We start from the raw sequence: 19,071 nt of genomic DNA, 5'->3' as shown, positions 1-19,071 counted from the left end.
AACGGGATACAGCACCACGCGAACGCGATACAACGGCGCGCGTACGCGTCACAGCGCCGCGTACGTCACCGGATCACTCCCCGTCACCGCCTCCGCCCGGCCCAGTTTCACCAGGCGGCGCACATGGGCCTCGGCCTCCGACACCGCGATGTTGCGGGAGGTGAAGGGGATCTGGTCCCACGGGCGGTTCCACTCCATGCGCTCGGCGAGCTGCCAGGCGGTGAGCGGGGTCGACAGGAGGGCGAGCAGGCCGGTGAGCCGGTCGTCGTGGTGGGCGAGCAACTCCCGTACGCGGCCGGGCGCGTCGGTGAAGGCGTGCTGGTGGGCCGGGAGCACCTCGGCCGGGTTCAGCCGGCCGACGCGTTCCAGGGCGTCCAGATAGTCGCCGAGGGGATCGGCGACGGTGGCGTCGTCGGGATCCTCGTACAGGCCGATGTGCGGGGTGATCCTCGGGAGCAGGTGGTCGCCGGAGAAGAGGCGGCCGTTGCCGGGGAGGGCGGCCGGGTGGGTCTCCTCCAGGTGGAGGCAGACGTGGCCGGGCGTGTGGCCCGGGGTCCAGATCGCGCGCAGGCGGCGGCCCGCCAGGTCGAGGAGCTCGCCGGGGACGATCTCACGGTCGGGGAGCGCGGGGGCGAAGGTGGGCAGGCCGGCGGTGAGCCGGGCCGTGCGGGCCGCGCGCAGCTGGGCGACGTGCTCCTCGGGGGCGCCCGAGGACGCCAGCTTGTCCGCCATGTAGGAGAACCAGCGGTCGGGCCGGTTCTCCCGGGTCCGCCGCACGATCGCGGTGTCCAGCGCGTGCATCGCGATCCACGCCCCGGAGGCCTCCCGCACCTTGCCCGACAGACCGTGGTGGTCGGGGTGGTGGTGGGTGATGACCACCCCGTGCACCTCGGCGACGGAGACGCCGCAGGCGGTGAGCCCGGCGGCGAGGGCGTCCCAGGAGGCCGGGTCGTCCCAGCCGGTGTCGATCAGCACGGGGCCCAGGTCGGTGTCGACGAGATGGACCAGCGTCGTGCCGAGCGGGTTGTCCGGGATGGGGACCCTGATCGACCGTACGCCCCCGCCGTGATCGGTCACCTGCGTCATGGATTCCCACCAATCGCCGTGTTCTCGCCACTATAACTAGAACCGATTCCATTGGGTGCTCAAACCAACCGTTCTGTGGGCGGTGTGCGAGTCATGGGTCCGGCCCGTGGACTCCGTCGACCGGAGCTGGTATCAGTTCTCGTATCTGATGAAGCGTCAGAAACCAGGGAGGCGGTCGGTCGTGACCGAGCTCGTGGAGCACGGACAGCTGTTCATAGGCGGGGAGTTGACGGACCCCCTGGGCACGGACGTCATCGAGGTGATCTCGCCGCACACCGAGGAGGTCATCGGACGCGTCCCGCACGCGTCGACCGAGGACGTGGACCGGGCGGTCGCCGTCGCGCGCCGGGCCTTCGACGAAGGACCCTGGCCCCGGATGAGCCTCGACGAGCGGATCGAGGTCGTCACCCGGATCAAGGACGGGATCGCGGTACGGCACGAGGAGATCGCCCGGGTCATCTCCTCCGAGAACGGCTCCCCGTACTCCTGGAGCGTCCTCGCGCAGGCCCTCGGGGCGATGATGGTGTGGGACGCGGCGCTCACGGTCGCCCGGAACTTCACGTACGAGGAGACACGCGACGGCGTCCTCGGGCGGATCCTCGTGCGGCGCGAGCCGGTGGGCGTGGTCGCGGCCGTGGTGCCGTGGAACGTGCCGCAGTTCGTGGCGGCCGCCAAGCTCGCGCCCGCGCTGCTGACCGGCTGCACGGTCGTACTGAAGCCGTCGCCCGAATCGCCCCTGGACGCCTATCTGCTGGGCGAGATCGCGAAGGAGGCCGGGCTGCCGGAGGGTGTCCTGTCGATCCTGCCCGCCGACCGCGAGGTCAGCGAGTACCTGGTCGGACACCCCGGCATCGACAAGGTCTCCTTCACCGGATCGGTCGCGGCGGGCCGGCGCGTGATGGAGGTCGCCTCGCGCAACCTCACCCGTGTGACGCTGGAGCTGGGCGGGAAGTCGGCGGCGGTGGTCCTGCCGGACGCGGACCTCGCCACCGCCGTCCCCGGAATCGTCTCGGCGGCCTGGATGAACAACGGGCAGGCGTGCGTCGCGCAGACCCGCATCCTGCTGCCGCGCTCGCGCTACGACGAGTTCGCGGACGCCTTCGCCGCGGCGGCGGGCGCGCTGGTCGTCGGGGACCCGCTGGACCCGGCCACCCAGGTCGGCCCGCTGGTCGCAAGGCGCCAGCAGCAGCGCAACCTCGACTACATCCGCATCGGCCAGGAGGAAGGCGCCAAGATCCTCACCGGTGGTGGCCGTCCGCACGGGCTCGACCGGGGCTGGTACGTCGAGCCGACCCTCTTCGGGGACGTCGACAACTCCATGCGGATCGCCCGGGAGGAGATCTTCGGGCCGGTGATCTGCCTCCTCCCGTACGGCGACGAGGACGAGGCCGTGAAGATCGCCAACGACTCCGACTACGGGCTGAGCGGCAGCGTCTGGACGGCGGACGTCGCGCACGGCATCGACGTCGCGCGGCAGGTCCGTACCGGCACGTACTCGGTGAACACCTTCAGCCTCGACATGCTCGGCCCCTTCGGCGGCTACAAGAACTCGGGGCTGGGGCGGGAGTTCGGGCCCGAGGGGTACGGCGAGTTCCTCGAGCACAAGATGATCCACCTGCCGGCCGGCTGGGAGGCCTGAGGATGGGCGACCGCTGGGGGGTCGAGGTCGACCGCTCCGTCTGCATCGGCTCCGCCCAGTGCGTCCACCGCGCCCCGGAGGCCTTCCGGCTCGACACCGCCATGCAGTCGCATCCGGCCGAGGCCGAGACCGACGCCAACGAGAAGATCCTCGAGGCGGCGGAGAGCTGTCCGGTGGAGGCCATCATGATCACACTGCTGGGCAGCGGGGAGCCGGTGTTTCCACCGGAGGACTGAGGGCGGGAGAGATCGGGCGCGATCCTGAAAAAAAAGTCCCTCTTTGAGTGGCTTCATTCCGCTGTAGGCGTTCTATCCTGGTAGTGGCCTACGAGGCGAGTGAGGGAGTTCAACCGGAGTAGCCGACTTTGGCGAGAGGCAGCAACTTCCGCCGGGGCCGACGTCGACGGTCGGGCTGAGAGGCCTGAAGGTAGTAGTCGGACCGGAAGGCGACCTCCATCACCTGATCCGGACCATGCCGGCGAAGGGAACCCGTCTCGTAGGTTTTCACGTGCCTTCGTGCACCGACGCCATGCCTAGCGCCTCTCGGTCGGCTCCGTCAGGTCGATCAAGCGGCACACCGTCTCGATGTCGATCTTGACCTGGGCGATGGAGGCGCGGCCGGAGAGCCAGGTGATCAGGGCCGAGTGCCAGGTGTGCTCGATGACCCGGACCGCGGAGAGCTGCGCGGGGCTCGGGTCGTCCAGCCCCATCGCGTCCAGGATGATCACCGTGGTCTGCCGGGACACCTGGTCGACCTCGGGGCTCACACTGCGGTCCGCGAAGGTCAGCGCGCGGACCATGGCGTCGGCGAGGTGCGGCTCGCGCTGCAGGGCGCGGAATGCCCGCATCAGCGTCTCCGCCACCCGCTCCGCCGCCGTGTCCCCGGCCGGCGGCTTCTTGCGGAGGGTGCCGTGCATGTGCTCCAACTGGTCCTGCATGGTGGCGACCAGCAGATGCACCTTCGAGGGGAAGTAGCGGTACAGCGTGCCGAGGGCGACCTGCGAGGACTCCGCGACCTCGCGCATCTGCACCGCGTCGAAGCCACCCCGGCTGGCCAACTGCGCGCTCGCGTGCAGGATCCGGCGGCGGCGTGCCTCCTGCCGCTCGGTGAGCGGGGGAGAGGCCGGCTGCGCGGCGGGTCGCGCGGACTTGGCTTCCACCTTGACTTCCGCAGGCATGGGTCCCGTTCCGTGGTTCAGCTGGAGGAGCGACGAGACAGCATGGCAGACACTTCCGTGGGTCAGAACACATCCGTCATGTCATCCGTCCCGACGCTTCCGTCGTGGCGCGGATCACCTGATCCACTGCTCACAGAGACGCTACCTGCCGGTAGATTCAGTGCTCCTCGAACGATCAAGTCTGAAACTTGTTCTAGATTAGCGTCCCGGCGTAATCTCGCGGGAATGTGCAGGGAGAAGGGGGCCGTAAGTGACCGCTGAGGCCATGGAGGCGGGCCCCGGAGCGGGCGCGGCCACCAACGGTGACGGACCGTTGCGCATCGCGCTCCTCACGTACAAGGGGAACCCGTTCTGCGGCGGTCAGGGCGTGTACGTACGGCACCTCTCGCGCGAACTGGCCCGCCTCGGCCACCGGGTCGAGGTCATCGGATCCCAGCCGTATCCCGTGCTGGACGAGAACCTCCCCGAGCTCGGCCACAATCTCACCCTCACGGAACTGCCCAGCCTCGACCTGTACCGCCAGCCGGACCCCTTTCGCACCCCGAGGCGCGAGGAGTTCCGCGACTGGATCGACGCGGTCGAGGTCGGCACGATGTGGACCGGCGGCTTCCCCGAACCCCTGACCTTCTCCCTGCGCGCCCGCCGTCATCTGCGCGCCCGGCGCGGGGACTTCGACGTCGTGCACGACAACCAGACGCTCGGGTACGGGCTGCTGGGGGACGTCGGCGCGCCGCTGGTCACCACCATCCACCACCCCATCACCGTCGACCGCCAGTTGGAGCTCGACGCCGCCGAGGGGCGCCGGCGCCGCGCGTCGGTACGCCGCTGGTACGCCTTCACGCGCATGCAGAAGCGTGTCGCGCGCCGTCTGCCGTCGGTGCTCACCGTCTCCGGCAGTTCGCAGCAGGAGATCGTCGACCACCTGGGCGTCGCCCGGGACCGTGTCCACGTCGTGCACATCGGCGCGGACACCGACCTCTTCTCGCCCGATCCGTCCGTGCCGCAGGTGCCGGGCCGGATCGTCACCACGTCCAGCGCGGACGTGCCCCTCAAGGGGCTCATCCACCTCGTCGAGGCGCTCGCCAAGGTGCGCACCGAGCACCCCGGCGCGCATCTCGTCGTTGTCGGCAAGCGTGCCGAGGACGGGCCGGTCGCCCAGGCCATAGAGCGGTACGGCCTCGAGCGCGCCGTCGAGTTCGTCAAGGGCATCTCGGACGCGGAGCTCGTCGACCTCGTACGGTCCGCCGAGGTCGCCTGCGTGCCGTCCCTGTACGAGGGGTTCTCCCTGCCCGCCGCCGAGGCGATGGCCACGGGGACGCCGCTGGTGGCCACCACCGGCGGGGCGATCCCGGAGGTCGCCGGACCCGACGGCGAGACCTGCCTCGCGGTTCCGCCCGGCGACTCGGGGGCGCTGGCCGCCGCGCTGAGCCGGGTGCTGGGCGATCCCGAACTCGGGCTACGGCTCGGCTCCGCCGGACGCGCGCGGGTACTGGACCGCTTCACCTGGGCCCGCGCCGCCGAGGGCACGGTGGCCCACTACCGCGAGGCGATGGCCCTCTCCCCCGCTCGGCTCCGCTCGCGCGGGGGGACCCCCGTCGCGCCGACGGCCATCGCGCCGGGCGCCGCCCCGTCGGGCGCTCCTGCGCAGGAGGCCGTCGCGCCAAAGGTCACCGCACCGGCAGCTGCCGCAGCGGTCCCGGCCGCGCAGGCGTCCGCCGTCGCGCCGGACGACCCCGCCCCGGCAGCCGTCGCCACGGCCGGTGTGGGCGCTGTTTCCGCTCCCGGCCCCGCAGGGACCCCCGGCCCCGTAGATTTCGGCCCGGCGACGGGCGTCACTCCCACCTCCGATCGTGAAAGCAGGGCCACGTGCTGACCGTCGACTTCTCCCGGTTCCCGCTCGCCCCGGGCGACCGCGTACTGGACCTCGGATGCGGTGCCGGCCGGCACGCGTTCGAGTGCTACCGGCGCGGCGCCCAGGTCGTCGCGCTGGACCAGAACGGCGAGGAGATCCGCGAGGTCGCCAAGTGGTTCGCGGCGATGAAGGAGGCCGGCGAGGCCCCGGCCGGCGCCACCGCGACCGCGATGGAGGGCGACGCGCTCGCGCTGCCCTTCCCCGACGCGTCCTTCGACGTCGTGATCATCTCCGAGGTCATGGAGCACATCCCGGACGACAAGGGCGTCCTCGCCGAGATGGTGCGCGTGCTGAAGCCGGGCGGCCGCATAGCGATCACCGTGCCGCGCTACGGACCGGAGAAGGTCTGCTGGACCCTGTCCGACGCGTACCACGAGGTCGAGGGCGGCCACATCCGCATCTACAAGGCGGACGAGCTGCTGGGCAAGATGAAGGAGGCCGGGCTCAAGCCGTACGGCACCCATCACGCCCACGCCCTGCACAGCCCCTACTGGTGGCTGAAGTGCGCGTTCGGCGTCGACAACGACAAGGCGCTGCCCGTGCGGGCGTACCACAAGCTGCTGGTCTGGGACATCATGAAGAAGCCCCTGGCCACCCGGGTCGCCGAGAACGCGCTGAACCCGCTGATCGGCAAGAGCTTCGTGGCGTACGCGACCAAGCCCCACCTGCCCCTCGACTCCGCCGCGGTGGACGCTTCGTGACGACTCCACGCACGCCCCGGACAGAACACCTCGTCCTGCCCGGGGTCCTCACCGCGGAGGAGGCCGCCGCCACGGTGCGGGCCGTCCTCGGGGTGCAGCGACCCGACGGCGCCATACCGTGGTTCCGCGGACACCACCTCGACCCGTGGGACCACACCGAGGCGGCCATGGCACTGGACGCGGCGGGGGAGCACGAGGCGGCCGAGCGGGCGTACGAGTGGCTGGCCCGGCACCAGAACCAGGACGGCTCCTGGTACGCGGCCTACGCCGACGGGGACGCGGACGACGTCACCGACCGCGGCCGGGAGACCAACTTCTGCGCCTACATCGCGGTCGGCGTCTGGCACCACTACCTCGCCACCGGCGACGACGCCTTCCTCGACCGGATGTGGCCCGCGGTCTACGCGGCCGTGGAGTTCGTGCTGCGCCTCCAGCAACCCGGCGGGCAGATCGGCTGGAAGCGCGAGGACGACGGCACGGCGGTCGAGGACGGCCTGCTGACCGGGAGTTCGTCCATCCACCACGCGCTGCGCTGCGCGCTCGCCATCGCCGAGCAGCGAGAAGAGCCGCAGCCCGACTGGGAGTTGGCGGTCGGCGCGCTGCGGCACGCGATCCGCAGGCACCCCGAGCGGTTCCTCGACAAGGACCGCTACTCGATGGACTGGTACTACCCGGTGCTCGGCGGCGCGTTGACCGGCTCCGAGGCCGAGGCCCGGATAGCGGAGGGCTGGGACCGGTTCGTGGTCCCGGGGCTCGGCGTGCGCTGTGTGGTGCCCAACCCGTGGGTGACCGGCGGTGAGTCGGCCGAACTCGCCCTGGCGTTGTGGGCCGTGGGCGAGTCCGACCGTGCCCTGGAGATCCTCCAGTCCATCCAGCACCTGCGCGACCCGAAGACGGGCCTCTACTGGACGGGCTACGTCTTCGACGCCCGGACGATCTGGCCCGAGGAACTGACCAGCTGGACGGCCGGCTCGCTGCTCCTCGCCGTCGCCGCGCTCGGCGGCGACGAGCCGACCTGCGCGGTCTTCGGCGGCGAGCGCCTGCCGCTGGGCCTCGACGCGGAGTGCTGCTAGGGCCTGTCCGGCGGATCAGGTCGGAGGAAAGTAACGGCGCCTCATGAGCGCGGGTGAGCGGGGTCTGGTGCGGGCTGCAAGGCGGAGGAGGGCGTCGACGCGGAGCATCGGCAACCGACGACAACGCCGCAGACGGGCGCACCAGACCCCGCGTCTGCGGCATGATCGGCCGGACAGGCCCTAGGGCCTGTCGGCAGCCCGGCGGGGCCGGCTCAGTGGCGGTGCATGCGGTTGGCGATGGCGTGGCCGATGAAGAGGTACACGACGGCGGCCAGGCCGTAACCCGCGACCACGCGTGCCCACGCCTTGTCGAAGGTGAACAGGTCGCGGGACCAGCCGGCCAGCCAGCTCGCCACGTTGTGGACGAACTGGACCAGGTCGTTGGCCCGGTTCGCGTCCAGGAGGTACATCAGGATCCACAGGCCGAGGATGACGGCCATCACGTCGGCGACGATCGCGATGACCGTGCCCGCTTGGTTGGAACCGTTGCGATATCGAGGGGACATGACCTCCGGGTTGCCGCGTATCCGTGGATGAAACCCGTGGGGGACGGAACCCGAACGCCTCGCTCGAGTGGCGCAGCGGCCGTGTTCGGGTGAGCCTGCTGGAAGAGCCGTGTCTCCCGGAAACCGGGAGAACCGTTCCCTTCCCCGGAGGACCCCGTGCCCGTACCGATACGGCGCCTCGTCGTGGCGCTCACCGTCTGTTGCGCCCTGCTCGCCGGTGCCACGGCCTGCGGCAGTGGCAGCAGCGCCACCAAGGACAGCGCCGCCGTCGTGGCGGCCGCCACCCCGTCCAGCAGCAGCACCGTGGAGAAACAGAAGCTCTCCAAGACCCGCTTCGTGGCGAACGCGGGCCTGGCCGCAGGAGCCACCTACCAGTGGATCGTGAAGCCCTGGAAGGCCGGCAAGTTCAAGAAGGGCGCCAAGGGCCGCAGGACCGCCCTGATCAAGGCGGCCGTGGCCGGCACGTTCGCGTACAACCGGCTCAAGGCCGCGAGCAGGAACGCCCAGGGCGACCCCACCCTCGCCAAGGCCGTCGCCCCGCTCACCGCGGGCATCGACGCCCTCAAGAACCTGCCGTCCAAGCTCCGCAAGGGCGACTCGACGGACGCGACCGTGGGTTCGTTCGACGACATCATCAACAAGGTGAAGGACGCGGGCAAGAGCGCGGGCGCCCCGGTCACCGACAAGGTGCCGTCGACCTCGCAGCTGTCCGGCGGCTGAGCCCCGCCCGCCGTGCCGCCCCTGGGAGTTGAGCTCGGCGTGGACCGTGCCGGGGCTAGGAGTTGAGCTCGGCGAGGACCCGTAGCGTGTGAGGGTCCGGTGACAGGACCAGCAGGTCCGTCACCGGGCCCTTGCGCCACGACTCCAGCCGCTCGGCGATGCGTTCTCGCGGTCCGACGAGGGAGATCTCGTCGGCGAACGCGTCCGGGACGGCGAGCACCGCTTCCTGGCGGCGTCCGGCGAGGAACAGCTCCTGGATGAGCCGGGCCTCCTCCTCGTACCCCATCCGTGCCATCAGATCGGCGTGGAAGTTGCGCGCCGCGTGCCCCATCCCGCCGATGTAGAAGCCGAGCATCGCCTTCACGGGCAGCAGCCCTTCGGCGACGTCGTCGCAGACGCGGACGTGAGCCATGGGGGCGACGAGGAAGTCGGCGGGGAGATCGCTCAGCGCGGCCTCGTAGGCTCCTGGGCGGGTCGGCGACCAGTACAGCGGCAGCCAGCCGTCCGCGATCCGGGTCGTCTGTGCGATGTTCTTCGGCCCCTCGGCGCCGAGCAGGATCGGCAGGTCGGCGCGGAGCGGATGTGTGATCGGCTTCAGCGGCTTGCCGAGCCCGGTGCCGTCCTCGCCCCGGTAGGGGTGCTGGTGGAAGCGGCCGTCGAGTTCGACGGGCCCTTCGCGCCGGAGGACCTGACGTACGACATCGACGTACTCCCGGGTCGCGGTCAGCGGAGACTTCGGGAACGGACGCCCGTACCAGCCCTCCACGACCTGTGGCCCCGACAGCCCGAGGCCGAGCATCATGCGCCCGCCCGAGAGGTGGTCGAGGGTGAGCGCGTGCATCGCGGTGGTGGTGGGGGAGCGGGCGGCCATCTGCGCGACGGCCGTGCCGAGCCGGATACGGGTCGTGTGCGCGGCGATCCAGGTCAGCGGGGTGAAGACGTCCGAGCCCCAGGACTCGGCGGTCCACACGGAGTGATAGCCGAGCCGCTCCGCCTCCTGGGCGAGCGGCAGATGGTCCGCGGAGGGGCCGCGCCCCCAGTAGCCGAGTGCGAGGCCGAGCCGCATGAACCCTCCTGGTGTGCGGTTCTGACGGGACGTCAGTCACGTTCGGGCCAGGCGACTGTACGGCAACGGCCCCCCGCCCGGAAGGACGAGGGGCCGTCGGAGGCCGTACGGGAGCGGACGAGGCGGTCAGCCGCGCTGGATCCCGGAGGTGTCCTGCAGCACGCCGCGACGGCCGTCCTGCGTCTGGGCCACCAGGTTCGCGCCGCGCTGCTCCACGGCCAGGTACCAGGTACCCGGCGCGAGTTCGGCGATCGGCGTCTGTGAACCGTCCTCCGCGAACAGCGGGCGCGGCACCGGTACGGCGAACCAGAACGGCGAGAAGTCACCGGCGGGCGGCTGCGGTTGCGGGGTCGGCGCCTGCTGCGGCTGGCTGGGCTGACCGCCGAACGCCTGCCCCTGCTGCGGCTGACCGCCGAAGGCCTGACCCGGCTGCTGGGCACCGGGGTAGCCGTAACCCCCGGGCGGCTGGGCGCCGTAGGGCTGGGGCGCGGCGGGCTTGGGGGCGGGGACGAGCGCGGCCTGCAGGGCCGGGACGAGCGGGGTGGCGATGGCGCCGGCGGCCATGATCAGCGTCGCGATGAACGCGAGGATGAGGCCGGTGCCGGCGCTGACGCCCGCGTCCGAGGCGCTGCCGACGTTGTCGACGCCGCCCATCGGGTCGAAGACGTTCCCGAGCGCGCTCCACGCGGCGAAGACCGTGAAGGCGACACCGAACTGGCCGAGGTCGAGTCCGACGATCTTGGGCACCTGCGGCAGGCCGTGGGAGACGACGACCAGCGCGGCCCCGATGATGCCGGCCAGGACCACGCTCAGCAGCAGCGGTCCGCTCGACCAGGCGCTGGGGATGCTGGCACCGCTAGAGGCCCCGTCGATCGAAAAAATGTCGAGGAACGACGCGATGAACAGCAATACCGCTGCTCCGATCACCACGCCGTCGCCTCGAGTGAGGGAGCGGATATTCACTTCAGGTCCTTCGTCAGTCGTCTCGTCGTCGGTGGAGGCGTCGCTGACACCATGTCGCCGTAAGGCCCTGGTGTGAAGCGCGGGGGTGGCCCCTCATCGTAGGGACGACACTATCGCCCGTCCGATCAGGGTGTCCGTCGGGTTCGATCCGCCGATCACTACCCGCGCAGGAAACTCACGATTCCCTCAGAGATCCCACGCGCCGCCTTCTGCCGCCATGCGCCACTGGTCAGCAACGCAGCGTCCTTGCTATCGCGCATGTTGCCGCACTCGATGAACACCTTGGGAACCGTTGACAGATTGAGACCGCCGAGATCACTGCGGACGTCGAGTCCGGTGCCGCCGCCGATGTAGTTGGAGGGCGCGCTGCCGGTGTCGCGGACGAAGTTGCCCGCGATGCGCTCGCCGAGATCGCGGGAGGGGGCGACGATCGCGCGGGTGTCGGCGCCGCCGGAGTGGACGGACGCGGGAAGGATGACGTGGAAGCCGCGGTTGCCGGCCGCGGAGCCGTCCGCGTGGACGGAGACGACCGCGTCGGCGTGCGCGTCGTTGCCGATGCGGGCCCGCTCGTCGACGCACGGGCCCCAGGAACGGTCGCCGTCCTGGGTGAACTTCACCGTGGCGCCCTCCTGTTGCAGGAGCGTACGCAGCCGGCGGGCGACGTCGAGCGTGAACCGGGCTTCCGTGTAACCCGCGTTGGTCGACGTGCCGGTCGTGTCGCACTCCTTCCAGTTGGTGCCGATGTCCACCTTGCGGTTGATGTCGGCCGAGTGCTGGAAGTTGCCGGGGTTGTGGCCCGGGTCGATGACGACGACCTTGCCCTTGAGGGGTCCCGCGGCGGCGGGCAGGTCCGAGGCCGAGGGAGTGGCGGGGCCGGAGAAGGTCGAGCTCGGCGGCTTCCCGTCGTCCGTCCCGGACGCGCTCGGTGTCCGCGCCGCGGCGGAGGCGGATCCGGGTGCCGCGGAGGAAGCCCCGGGTGCGCCGGAGGAGGTCGTCGACGTGGCGGACGTACTGCCCCCGCCGCCCGAGTCACCCACCGCCTGCCACACCAGCCACCCCACCAGCGCACCCGGCACCAGCGCGGCGACCGCCACCGTCATCGGTCCACGCCGGGAGCGGCGAGGGCCGGGAGGATCGAAGTCAGGACCTACGTACGACACGTCAGCGACTCTAACCGCGCGCTCAGATCCCCGCTCCCGTTCGCCGCAGGACGCGCAGTGAGTCGGTCGCCGAGACCTCGGTGAACGCGCCGGACTCCAGGGCCCGGAGGTAGACGCGGTAGGGGGCCTGGCCGGTGAACTCGTCGGCCGGGTCGGGGAACACGTCGTGGATGAGGAGCAGGCCACCCTCGGCGACGTGCGGCGCCCAGCCCTCGTAGTCGCCGGAGGCGTGCTCGTCCGTGTGGCCGCCGTCGATGAAGACGAGACCGAGGGGCGTGCGCCAGAAGGCGGCGATCTGCGGTGAACGGCCGACCATCGCGACCACCTGGTCCTCCAGACCCGCATTGTGGAGGGTGCGGCGGAAGGTGGGAAGGGTGTCCATCCGGCCGATCTCGGGGTCGACCGTGGCCGGGTCGTGGTACTCCCACCCGGGCTGCTGCTCCTCGCTGCCCCGGTGGTGGTCGACGGTGATCGCCGTCACCCCGGCCGCGCGCGCCGCGTCCGCGAGCAGGATCGTGGAGCGCCCGCAGTACGTGCCGACCTCCAGCAGGGGCAGTCCGAGCCGGCCCGCCTCGGCCGCGGCGTCGTACAGCGCGAGTCCCTCACGGAGCGGCATGAACCCCTTCGCGGCCTCGAAGGCGGCCAGGATCTCCGGCTTGGGTGCCGCGGGCGTGGGGTCCTGCATCGGGGGTCCTCCATCGGGTGCGAACGGCAGCCGCACGTCTGCCTGTGCGGGTCCGCGCGTACGTGCCTGTGAGCGCCCCATGGTGCACCACACCCCCGTCGCGTCGGGGACGGGGGTGTGGTGCGGTGGGGCCGGGCCCCAGGAACTGTCGTTCGGGTCAGGCCTGGGCCGGGACGGTCTCGCTCGGCAGTGCGAGGTCCAGCTCCACGGGGCGGTCGTCGCCGGAGTGGGTCGCCGAGGAGGCGAGCGGGCCGTGGCCCGGTGCCCTGGCGGCGAGGACGTACGCGCCCTCGGCGGGCACGGCGAGCACATAGCTGCCGTCCGCCTCGGAGAGCGTGGCGCCCGCCTGGCGACCGCGCCGGTCGATCAGGGTGACCTTGGCGCGGGCGACCGTGCCGCCGTCGGCGTCCAGCACCCGGCCGCGGAAGCCGCGGAGCACCTCCTGGGCGCGCTCCAGGGCCGCGTCCTCCTCGCTGCTCGCGCGCAGCTGCGGCTTGGTCGCCGGGCGCCGGCCCGGCAGCAGCAGGGCGAAGAGCAGACCGATGGCGACCGCGCCGGTGGCGATCAGGAAGGAGACCCGGAAACCGTGCATGGTGGGGACCTCGAGGCCGCCGACGTTGTTCGCGGTGTTGGCGAGCACCATGCCGATGACGGCGCTGGAGACCGACGTGCCGATCGAGCGCATCAGGGTGTTGAGGCCGTTGGCCGCGCCCGTCTCCGAGGCCGGGACGGAGCCGACGATCAGCGCGGGCAGCGAGGAGTAGGCGAGGCCGATGCCCGCGCCCAGGACCACCGAGATCACGATGGTCTGCCAGGCGGCGCTCATCAGACCGAGGCCGGCGCCGTAGCCGATCGCGATGATCAGCATGCCGAGGATCAGGGTGACCTTGGGGCCGTACTTCGCGGAGATCCGGGCGTAGACCGGCGCGGTGAACATCATCGTCAGGCCGAGCGGCGCCACGCACAGACCCGCGACCACCATCGACTGGCCGAGGCCGTAGCCGGTGGCCTTCGGCAGCTGGAGCAGCTGCGGCAGGACGAGCGAGACGACGTAGAAGGAGACGCCGACCATGATCGAGGCGAGGTTGGTGAAGAGCACCGAGCGGCGGGCGGTGGTGCGCAGGTCGACCAGCGGCGCCTTCACGCGCAGTTCCATCACGCCCCACAGGAGCAGGACGACGGCCGACGCGGCGAACAGGCCGAGCGTGGTGGTCGAGGTCCAGCCCCAGTCGCTGCCCTTGGTGATCGGCAGCAGGAAGAGGACGAGGCCCGCGGACAGGCCCGCCGCGCCCAGTCCGTCGAAGGTGCCCTCGGCGCGCATCGGGGACTCCGGGACGGCGACGAGGGTCAGGACGATCGCGACGGCGCCGAGACCGGCGGCGAGGAAGAAGAGGGCGTGCCAGTCGGCGTGCTGCGCGACCAGGGCCGCGACCGGCAGCGCGAGTCCGCCGCCGACGCCGATGGAGGAGCTCATGAGGGCCATCGCCTCGCCGAGCTTCTCGCGGGGCAGCATGTCCCGCATCAGGCCGATGCCGAGCGGGATCGCGCCCATGGCGAAGCCCTGCAGGGCGCGGCCGACGATCATCACCAGCAGTGTGCTGGTGAAACCGGCTATGAGCGAGCCGACGACCATCACGGACAGGCTCGCGAGCAGCATCCGCCGCTTGCCGTAGAGGTCACCGAGCCGACCCATGATCGGCGTGGCCACGGCTCCCGCGAGCAGCGTCGAGGTCATCACCCAGGTGGCGTTGCTGGGTGCGGTGCCCAGCAGCTCCGGCAGGTCCTTGATGACCGGAACGAGCAGGGTCTGCATCACCGCGACAACGATGCCCGCGAAGGCCAGCACCGGCACGATCGCGCCGCCGGGCCTCCGGGTGGGCTGGTCGGTCGTCGTGTGCGTCATTGCGTGAGGCCTCCAGGCCAAAAGAGAGAGGGAGGAAGGAGGAGTGGAGCGGTGGGCGATCCGTGCGGGATTCCGTGCGGGACCGCGCGGGAGTGCGTGCGGGATACGTGCATCAGGAACCCGGTGCGCCTGGGCAACTATTCCGATGCTTCGGCGTACTAACAAAATCTTGACCTTCCCATGAAGAACTGACCCGGCATCAGACCTGGCGGATAAATGGAACGTGTTCTAATCTGACGCGCCATGAAGGCCTATGTCGCCGGGGTCGGGATGACCAGGTTCGAGAAGCCCGAGACCCGTGATTGGCAGTACTGGGACATGGCGAGAGAGGCGGGCGGTGCCGCGCTCGCGGACGCCGGGATCACGTACGCCGAGGTGGAACAGGTTCCTGTCGGCTACTGCTTCCAGCCCTCGACCGCCGGCCAGCGCGCCGCGTACGAACTCGGCCTGACCGGCGTCCCCGTCTACAACGTCAACAACAACTGCGCCACCGGATCGAGCGCGCTGATGCTGGCCCGGCAGTTCGTCGAGGGCGGGGTCGCGGACTGTGTGCTCGCGCTGGGCTTCGAGAAGATGAAGCGCGGGGCGCTGGGGGGCGGTGCGGACGGGGGAGACTTCTCGACGTCTCCGGTGGCCCGCCACTACGGCGTCATGGCCGCCCGGCACGGCTTCGAGATGTCCCCGCCCACCGCGCAGATCTTCGGCGACGCGGCGCGCGAGCACATGGAGAAGTACGGCACCACCGAGGCACAGCTCGCCGCCGTCGGTGCCAAGAACCACCGCCACTCGGCGAACAATCCCTACGCCCAGTTCCAGGACGTGTACGGCGTCGACGAGATCCTCGCCGCCCGGGTCGTGCACCGGCCGCTGACGAAACTCCAGTGCTCGCCCACCTCGGACGGGGCCGCCGCCGCGGTCGTCGTGTCCGAACGGTTCCTGGAGCGGCACGAGCCGGCGCGCCAGGTCGTCGAGATCGTCGCGCAGGCCATGACCACCGACACCGAGGAGTCCTTCGCGTCCGGCTCCTGCGTCGACGTCGTCGGACAGCCGATGTCGCGGGAGGCCGCGCGCCAGGTGTACGAGCGGTCGGGACTCGGCATCGACGACGTGGACGTCGTGGAACTGCACGACTGCTTCTCCATCAACGAGCTGCTGACCTACGAGGCGCTCGGGATGTGCGAGGAGGGGGAGTCCGGCAAACTCGTCGAGTCGGGGGCCACGACGTACGGCGGGCGGTGGGTCGTGAACCCGTCCGGCGGGCTGATCTCCAAGGGGCATCCGCTGGGGGCGACCGGGATCGCCCAAGTGGCCGAGCTGGTGTGGCAGTTGAGGGGCGAGGCGGGGCCCCGGCAGGTGCCGGGCGCGCGGGTCGGGCTCGCCCACAACATCGGGCTGGGCGGCGCGGCGGTGGTCACGCTGCTGCGGGCGGCGGGCTGATCACCAGAGCTCCGCTCGAGGCTGCCGCGATGTTCGGGCTGCCTCGATGTTCGAGGCCGCCTCGATGCCGGGTGCACGGGTGGCCCTAGGACCTGTGGCCCAGGGCGAGTGCGGCGAAATCCCGATGCAAGGACCGTAGGGCGGTTGAGAGCATGACCCTCATGCTTCGAGCCGCGGAAGACACCCGAATATCAGCTCGCGTCGCGCCGCCCACCTGGCTGGTGGTGGCGCTCGCCTGCGCCGGACAGTTCCTCGTCGTGCTCGACGTGTCCGTCGTGAACGTGGCGCTGCCGTCCATGCGGACCGACCTGGGGCTGAGCGCGCCGGGGCTGCAGTGGGTGGTCAACGCGTACGCGATCGCCTTCGCCGGGTTCATGCTGCTCGGCGGGCGGGCCGGTGACCTGTACGGGCGCAAGCGGATGTTCCTGGTGGGGCTCGCGCTGTTCACGGTGGCCTCGCTGGGCGGCGGGCTCGCCCAGGCGGGCTGGCAGTTGCTGGTCGCGCGGGCCGCGCAGGGGCTCGGAGCGGCGGTGCTCGCGCCCTCGACGCTGACGATCCTCACCTCGGCGGTCCCGGAGGGCGCCGCCCGCGCGCGGGCCATCGCGACCTGGACGGCGGTCGGCGCCGGGGGCGGGGCGGCCGGCGGTCTGGTCGGCGGCCTGCTGGTGGACGGGCTGTCGTGGCGGTGGGTGCTGCTGATCAACGTGCCGGTGGGCGCGGTGGTGCTGGCGGGCGCCGCACGGTGGCTCGTGGAGAGCCGGGCCGGGGACGGGCGGCGGCTCGACCTGCCGGGCGCGCTGCTGGTGACGGCGGGGCTCGCGACCCTCGCGTACGGGATCGTGCAGACCGAGGCGGAGGGGTGGGCGGCGGCCGCGACCCTCGTACCGCTGTGTGCCGGGCTCGCGCTGATCGGCCTGTTCCTCCTGGTCGAGGCGCGGACGCGGGTGCCGCTGATGCCGCTGCGCCTGCTCGGTGTGCGGGCGGTGGCGTCGGCGAACGCGGCCATGTTCGTGTGCGGCTCCGCGATGTTCTGCATGTGGTTCTTCATGACGCTGTACGCGCAGAACGTGCTCGGCTACTCGCCGCTGGGTGCCGGGCTCGCGCTGGTGCCGAGCTCACTGGCGGTGGTCCTGGGCTCGAAACTCGCACCGCGGCTCATGCCGGTGGTCGGGGCGCGCAACGTCGCCGTCATCGGGTCGCTGGTCGCCGCGGCGGGCTTCGGCTGGCAGTCGACGATGACGGCCGACGGCTCCTACCTGACGGCGATCATGTTCCCCGGGGTCCTGATGATGGCGGGCGCGGGGCTGGCCGCCACCCCGCTCGCCTCGCTCGCGACCTCGGGGGCGGCGCCGGGGGACGCCGGTCTGGTGTCCGGGCTGGTCAACACCTCCCGCACGATGGGCGGTTCGCTCGGTCTCGCCGTCATGTCGACCATCGCGGCCTCGCGTACGGGGAGCGACTCGTCGGCACAGGCACTGACCGCGGGATACGCGCTGGCCTTCCGTACGGGCGGTTACGTGCTGCTCGGCGGGGCGGTGCTGATGCTGCTGTGGCTGCCCTCGAAGATCTCCGCTCGCTGAGGCCGCCGAAGATCTCCTGCCGTCGGGGCAACGAAATCCGGTCCTCGTGGACTCCTTTGTACATCTAGGAGGTGCCCATGGGGGATCGGAAGCAGGCTCGGGACGAGGAGTTCCAGCGCTTTGTCATCGGCCGCTGGCCGCGGTTGATGCGTACGGCATTTCTCCTTACGGGGGAGCAGCACGCCGCCGAGGACCTGGTCCAGACGACGCTGGAGCAGGTCTATGTGGCCTGGCGCAGGGTCGGCGCGGCCGACGATCCGGAGGCCTACGTACGGCGCGTGATGATCAACGCGCATGCCCGCAAACACCGCAGAAGGCTCAAGGAGTTCCTGGCGCCGAAGGACGACTCGGGGCTCACGCACGAACTGCCGGACCAAGGTGACCGGATCGCCCAGGCCGACGACCGCAGCGCCCTGCTGACGGCGCTCGTCCAACTGCCGCCGCGCCAGCGCGAGGCGGTGGTCCTGCGGTACTGGGAGGACCTGAGCGAGAGCCAGGCGGCGGAGGCGATGGGCTGTTCGGTGGGCGCGGTGAAGAGCAACGCGGCGAAGGGGATCGCGAAGCTGCGCGCCATACCGGGCCTGGCGGACATGGTGACGCACGGAGGGCGGAAGTGATGAGCGCGGACCGGGAGACGAACCACGACATGACACACAGGGACATCGCCTTCCTGCTGGCCGACGCCGCGGACGAGGCGGAGATCGGCACAGCCCCCTACCAGGCGGTGGTCCGTGGTGGCCGCCGCCGCAAGGCCCGCCGCTGGGCACTGGCGGCAGCGGCGGCGCTGGTGATCGCCGGTTCGACGGGGACGCTGGCGCTGGCCGGGGTGACGGGCGGCGACGCGCAGAAGGTCGCGCCGGCGGCGACACGGCCGCCGGTGGGCGACGAGCGGCATGTGTACGAGCCGCAGCGCAGCGATCTGGCCAGGGGAACCGAGCACGGCAAGAAGTGGAAGGTCGTCATCGACGTCTGGGGGGCGCCCCGGAACAAGGCGGAGGCGCAGGGGCAACGGGACGCGATGACCGGGTCCGGGCTCGGCAAGCCGTGGGTGAACGTGCGCGACGCCTCCGAGCTCATCGGCAAGAGCTCGTACTTCGTCCGCCTGACCTTGGACGGCAAGACGTCGATCAAGTTGCTGGGAGCGTTCGAGAAGGGCGACACCATGGCGGGCACGGACCTCACGTCCGGCGCGATGCCGCTGGACACCAGTGGGACGGCGACGAGCAGGACCGACCAGCGGCTCGTGGTCGGTCAGGTCGCCACCACCGCCCAGGAGGTCACCTGCACCTGGGACGACGGCTCGACGACCGAGGCGTCGAGGCCCTCCCCGGGCACGGGCATCGTCGGGGACTTCGAGGATGCGATCCGCCCGGCGGACGGTTCCCGGTCCGACTGGTTCGTCTGCCTGGGACCGGAGGGAAGGACCTACAAGGCGGCGGCGGTGACGAAGTAGGGCCCTCGCG

General features: G+C 71.2%; 18 protein-coding genes. 10 read left to right on the top strand and 8 right to left on the bottom strand.

The genetic code is table 11. From position 1 onward, the window contains the following. Nucleotides 1-48 precede the first annotated feature (48 nt). Nucleotides 49-1,086, bottom strand: a complete 1,038-nt coding sequence (locus tag AAFF41_RS16205; protein ID WP_319743793.1) for a Strvi_7410 family MBL fold metallo-hydrolase — start codon at nucleotides 1,084-1,086, stop codon at nucleotides 49-51. A gap of 181 nt (nucleotides 1,087-1,267) precedes the next feature. Here AAFF41_RS16205 and AAFF41_RS16200 point away from each other — a divergent pair, with 181 nt between their 5' ends. Both AAFF41_RS16200 and AAFF41_RS16195 read left to right on the top strand, forming a co-directional pair. After that, on the top strand, nucleotides 1,268-2,725 hold the full coding sequence (locus tag AAFF41_RS16200) for an aldehyde dehydrogenase (protein ID WP_343324115.1): 1,458 nt from the start codon (nucleotides 1,268-1,270) through the stop codon (nucleotides 2,723-2,725). A gap of 2 nt (nucleotides 2,726-2,727) precedes the next feature. Next, the gene (locus tag AAFF41_RS16195) at nucleotides 2,728-2,961 is read left to right on the top strand and encodes a ferredoxin (RefSeq protein WP_054230941.1); all 234 of its coding nucleotides are present in this window, start codon (nucleotides 2,728-2,730) and stop codon (nucleotides 2,959-2,961) included. Between the two features lie 296 nt (nucleotides 2,962-3,257). Here AAFF41_RS16195 and AAFF41_RS16190 read toward each other — a convergent pair whose 3' ends face one another. Then, entirely contained in the window at nucleotides 3,258-3,902 is a 645-nt protein-coding gene (locus tag AAFF41_RS16190; RefSeq protein WP_319743791.1) for a TetR family transcriptional regulator, read from the bottom strand. Between the two features lie 250 nt (nucleotides 3,903-4,152). Here AAFF41_RS16190 and AAFF41_RS16185 point away from each other — a divergent pair, with 250 nt between their 5' ends. The 3 genes from AAFF41_RS16185 to AAFF41_RS16175 are packed head-to-tail and all read left to right on the top strand — an operon-like array spanning nucleotide 4,153 to nucleotide 7,588. Beyond that, the gene (locus AAFF41_RS16185) at nucleotides 4,153-5,775 is read left to right on the top strand and encodes a glycosyltransferase family 4 protein (RefSeq protein WP_319743790.1); all 1,623 of its coding nucleotides are present in this window, start codon (nucleotides 4,153-4,155) and stop codon (nucleotides 5,773-5,775) included. Next, complete coding sequence (locus AAFF41_RS16180) at nucleotides 5,769-6,515, top strand: class I SAM-dependent methyltransferase (protein ID WP_075026596.1); 747 nt, start codon at nucleotides 5,769-5,771, stop codon at nucleotides 6,513-6,515. Before AAFF41_RS16185 ends, AAFF41_RS16180 begins: the two co-directional genes overlap by 7 nt. Next, entirely contained in the window at nucleotides 6,512-7,588 is a 1,077-nt protein-coding gene (locus tag AAFF41_RS16175; protein ID WP_319743787.1) for a prenyltransferase, read from the top strand. The genes AAFF41_RS16180 and AAFF41_RS16175 overlap by 4 nt, the downstream gene beginning before the upstream one ends. A 212-nt stretch (nucleotides 7,589-7,800) precedes the next feature. Here the strand turns inward: AAFF41_RS16175 and AAFF41_RS16170 are convergent, their stop codons facing one another. Further along, nucleotides 7,801-8,094, bottom strand: coding sequence for a hypothetical protein (locus AAFF41_RS16170; protein ID WP_054230936.1), 294 nt, complete (start codon nucleotides 8,092-8,094; stop codon nucleotides 7,801-7,803). A gap of 156 nt (nucleotides 8,095-8,250) precedes the next feature. On the opposite strand from AAFF41_RS16170, the gene AAFF41_RS16165 reads away from it, so the two are divergent. Further along, nucleotides 8,251-8,814, top strand: a complete 564-nt coding sequence (locus tag AAFF41_RS16165; protein ID WP_319743785.1) for a hypothetical protein — start codon at nucleotides 8,251-8,253, stop codon at nucleotides 8,812-8,814. A 55-nt stretch (nucleotides 8,815-8,869) separates the two neighbouring features. On the opposite strand, the gene AAFF41_RS16160 is transcribed toward AAFF41_RS16165, so the two are convergent. The 5 genes from AAFF41_RS16160 to AAFF41_RS16140 all read right to left on the bottom strand — a co-directional run bounded on the left by AAFF41_RS16160 (nucleotide 8,870) and on the right by AAFF41_RS16140 (nucleotide 14,591). Continuing rightward, a complete protein-coding gene (locus AAFF41_RS16160) occupies nucleotides 8,870-9,880 on the bottom strand; it encodes an LLM class F420-dependent oxidoreductase (RefSeq protein WP_319743783.1) in 1,011 nt (336 codons plus the stop codon). Nucleotides 9,881-10,006: 126 nt separating this feature from the next. Continuing rightward, nucleotides 10,007-10,843 carry a hypothetical protein gene (locus AAFF41_RS16155; protein ID WP_319743780.1) on the bottom strand — a complete coding sequence of 279 codons (837 nt, stop codon included), beginning with the start codon at nucleotides 10,841-10,843 and terminating at the stop codon, nucleotides 10,007-10,009. A 158-nt stretch (nucleotides 10,844-11,001) separates the two neighbouring features. Continuing rightward, a complete protein-coding gene (locus AAFF41_RS16150) occupies nucleotides 11,002-12,003 on the bottom strand; it encodes an N-acetylmuramoyl-L-alanine amidase (RefSeq protein ID WP_319743778.1) in 1,002 nt (333 codons plus the stop codon). A gap of 22 nt (nucleotides 12,004-12,025) precedes the next feature. Next, nucleotides 12,026-12,688: a class I SAM-dependent methyltransferase gene (locus AAFF41_RS16145; protein WP_319743723.1), complete on the bottom strand. Its 663-nt coding sequence runs from the start codon at nucleotides 12,686-12,688 to the stop codon at nucleotides 12,026-12,028. A gap of 157 nt (nucleotides 12,689-12,845) precedes the next feature. Next, nucleotides 12,846-14,591 carry an MFS transporter gene (locus AAFF41_RS16140; RefSeq protein WP_144315383.1) on the bottom strand — a complete coding sequence of 582 codons (1,746 nt, stop codon included), beginning with the start codon at nucleotides 14,589-14,591 and terminating at the stop codon, nucleotides 12,846-12,848. 243 nt (nucleotides 14,592-14,834) lie between these two features. Between AAFF41_RS16140 and AAFF41_RS16135 the strand changes: the two genes are divergently transcribed. The 4 genes from AAFF41_RS16135 (at nucleotide 14,835) to AAFF41_RS16120 (ending at nucleotide 19,061) form a co-directional block, all read left to right on the top strand. Then, nucleotides 14,835-16,028 (top strand): lipid-transfer protein, encoded by a 1,194-nt coding sequence (locus AAFF41_RS16135; RefSeq protein WP_343324114.1) that lies wholly within the window; start codon nucleotides 14,835-14,837, stop codon nucleotides 16,026-16,028. A gap of 152 nt (nucleotides 16,029-16,180) precedes the next feature. Further along, on the top strand, nucleotides 16,181-17,608 hold the full coding sequence (locus AAFF41_RS16130) for an MFS transporter (RefSeq protein ID WP_388405600.1): 1,428 nt from the start codon (nucleotides 16,181-16,183) through the stop codon (nucleotides 17,606-17,608). 77 nt (nucleotides 17,609-17,685) lie between these two features. Next, nucleotides 17,686-18,225 carry a SigE family RNA polymerase sigma factor gene (locus AAFF41_RS16125; protein ID WP_054230928.1) on the top strand — a complete coding sequence of 180 codons (540 nt, stop codon included), beginning with the start codon at nucleotides 17,686-17,688 and terminating at the stop codon, nucleotides 18,223-18,225. After that, a complete protein-coding gene (locus AAFF41_RS16120; protein ID WP_343324113.1) occupies nucleotides 18,225-19,061 on the top strand; it encodes a hypothetical protein in 837 nt (278 codons plus the stop codon). Before AAFF41_RS16125 ends, AAFF41_RS16120 begins: the two co-directional genes overlap by 1 nt. Nucleotides 19,062-19,071 lie beyond the last annotated feature (10 nt).

The sequence above is a fragment of the Streptomyces mirabilis genome, from assembly GCF_039503195.1.
Taxonomy (GTDB): Bacteria; Actinomycetota; Actinomycetes; order Streptomycetales; family Streptomycetaceae; genus Streptomyces; species Streptomyces mirabilis_D.
The sequence above is the reverse complement of the archived record's forward strand: the minus strand, read 5'-3'. Positions and strand labels throughout refer to the sequence as shown.

Coding starts and splice junctions, on each gene's coding strand:
- AAFF41_RS16205 (WP_319743793.1), bottom strand. CDS start 1,086: ATGACGCAGGTGACCGATCACGGCGGGGGCGTACGGTCGATCAGGGTC.
- AAFF41_RS16195 (WP_054230941.1), top strand. CDS start 2,728: ATGGGCGACCGCTGGGGGGTCGAGGTCGACCGCTCCGTCTGCATCGGC.
- AAFF41_RS16190 (WP_319743791.1), bottom strand. CDS start 3,902: ATGCCTGCGGAAGTCAAGGTGGAAGCCAAGTCCGCGCGACCCGCCGCG.
- AAFF41_RS16170 (WP_054230936.1), bottom strand. CDS start 8,094: ATGTCCCCTCGATATCGCAACGGTTCCAACCAAGCGGGCACGGTCATC.
- AAFF41_RS16160 (WP_319743783.1), bottom strand. CDS start 9,880: ATGCGGCTCGGCCTCGCACTCGGCTACTGGGGGCGCGGCCCCTCCGCG.
- AAFF41_RS16145 (WP_319743723.1), bottom strand. CDS start 12,688: ATGCAGGACCCCACGCCCGCGGCACCCAAGCCGGAGATCCTGGCCGCC.
- AAFF41_RS16140 (WP_144315383.1), bottom strand. CDS start 14,591: ATGACGCACACGACGACCGACCAGCCCACCCGGAGGCCCGGCGGCGCG.
- AAFF41_RS16135 (WP_343324114.1), top strand. CDS start 14,835: ATGAAGGCCTATGTCGCCGGGGTCGGGATGACCAGGTTCGAGAAGCCC.
- AAFF41_RS16130 (WP_388405600.1), top strand. CDS start 16,181: ATGACCCTCATGCTTCGAGCCGCGGAAGACACCCGAATATCAGCTCGC.
- AAFF41_RS16125 (WP_054230928.1), top strand. CDS start 17,686: ATGGGGGATCGGAAGCAGGCTCGGGACGAGGAGTTCCAGCGCTTTGTC.
- AAFF41_RS16120 (WP_343324113.1), top strand. CDS start 18,225: ATGAGCGCGGACCGGGAGACGAACCACGACATGACACACAGGGACATC.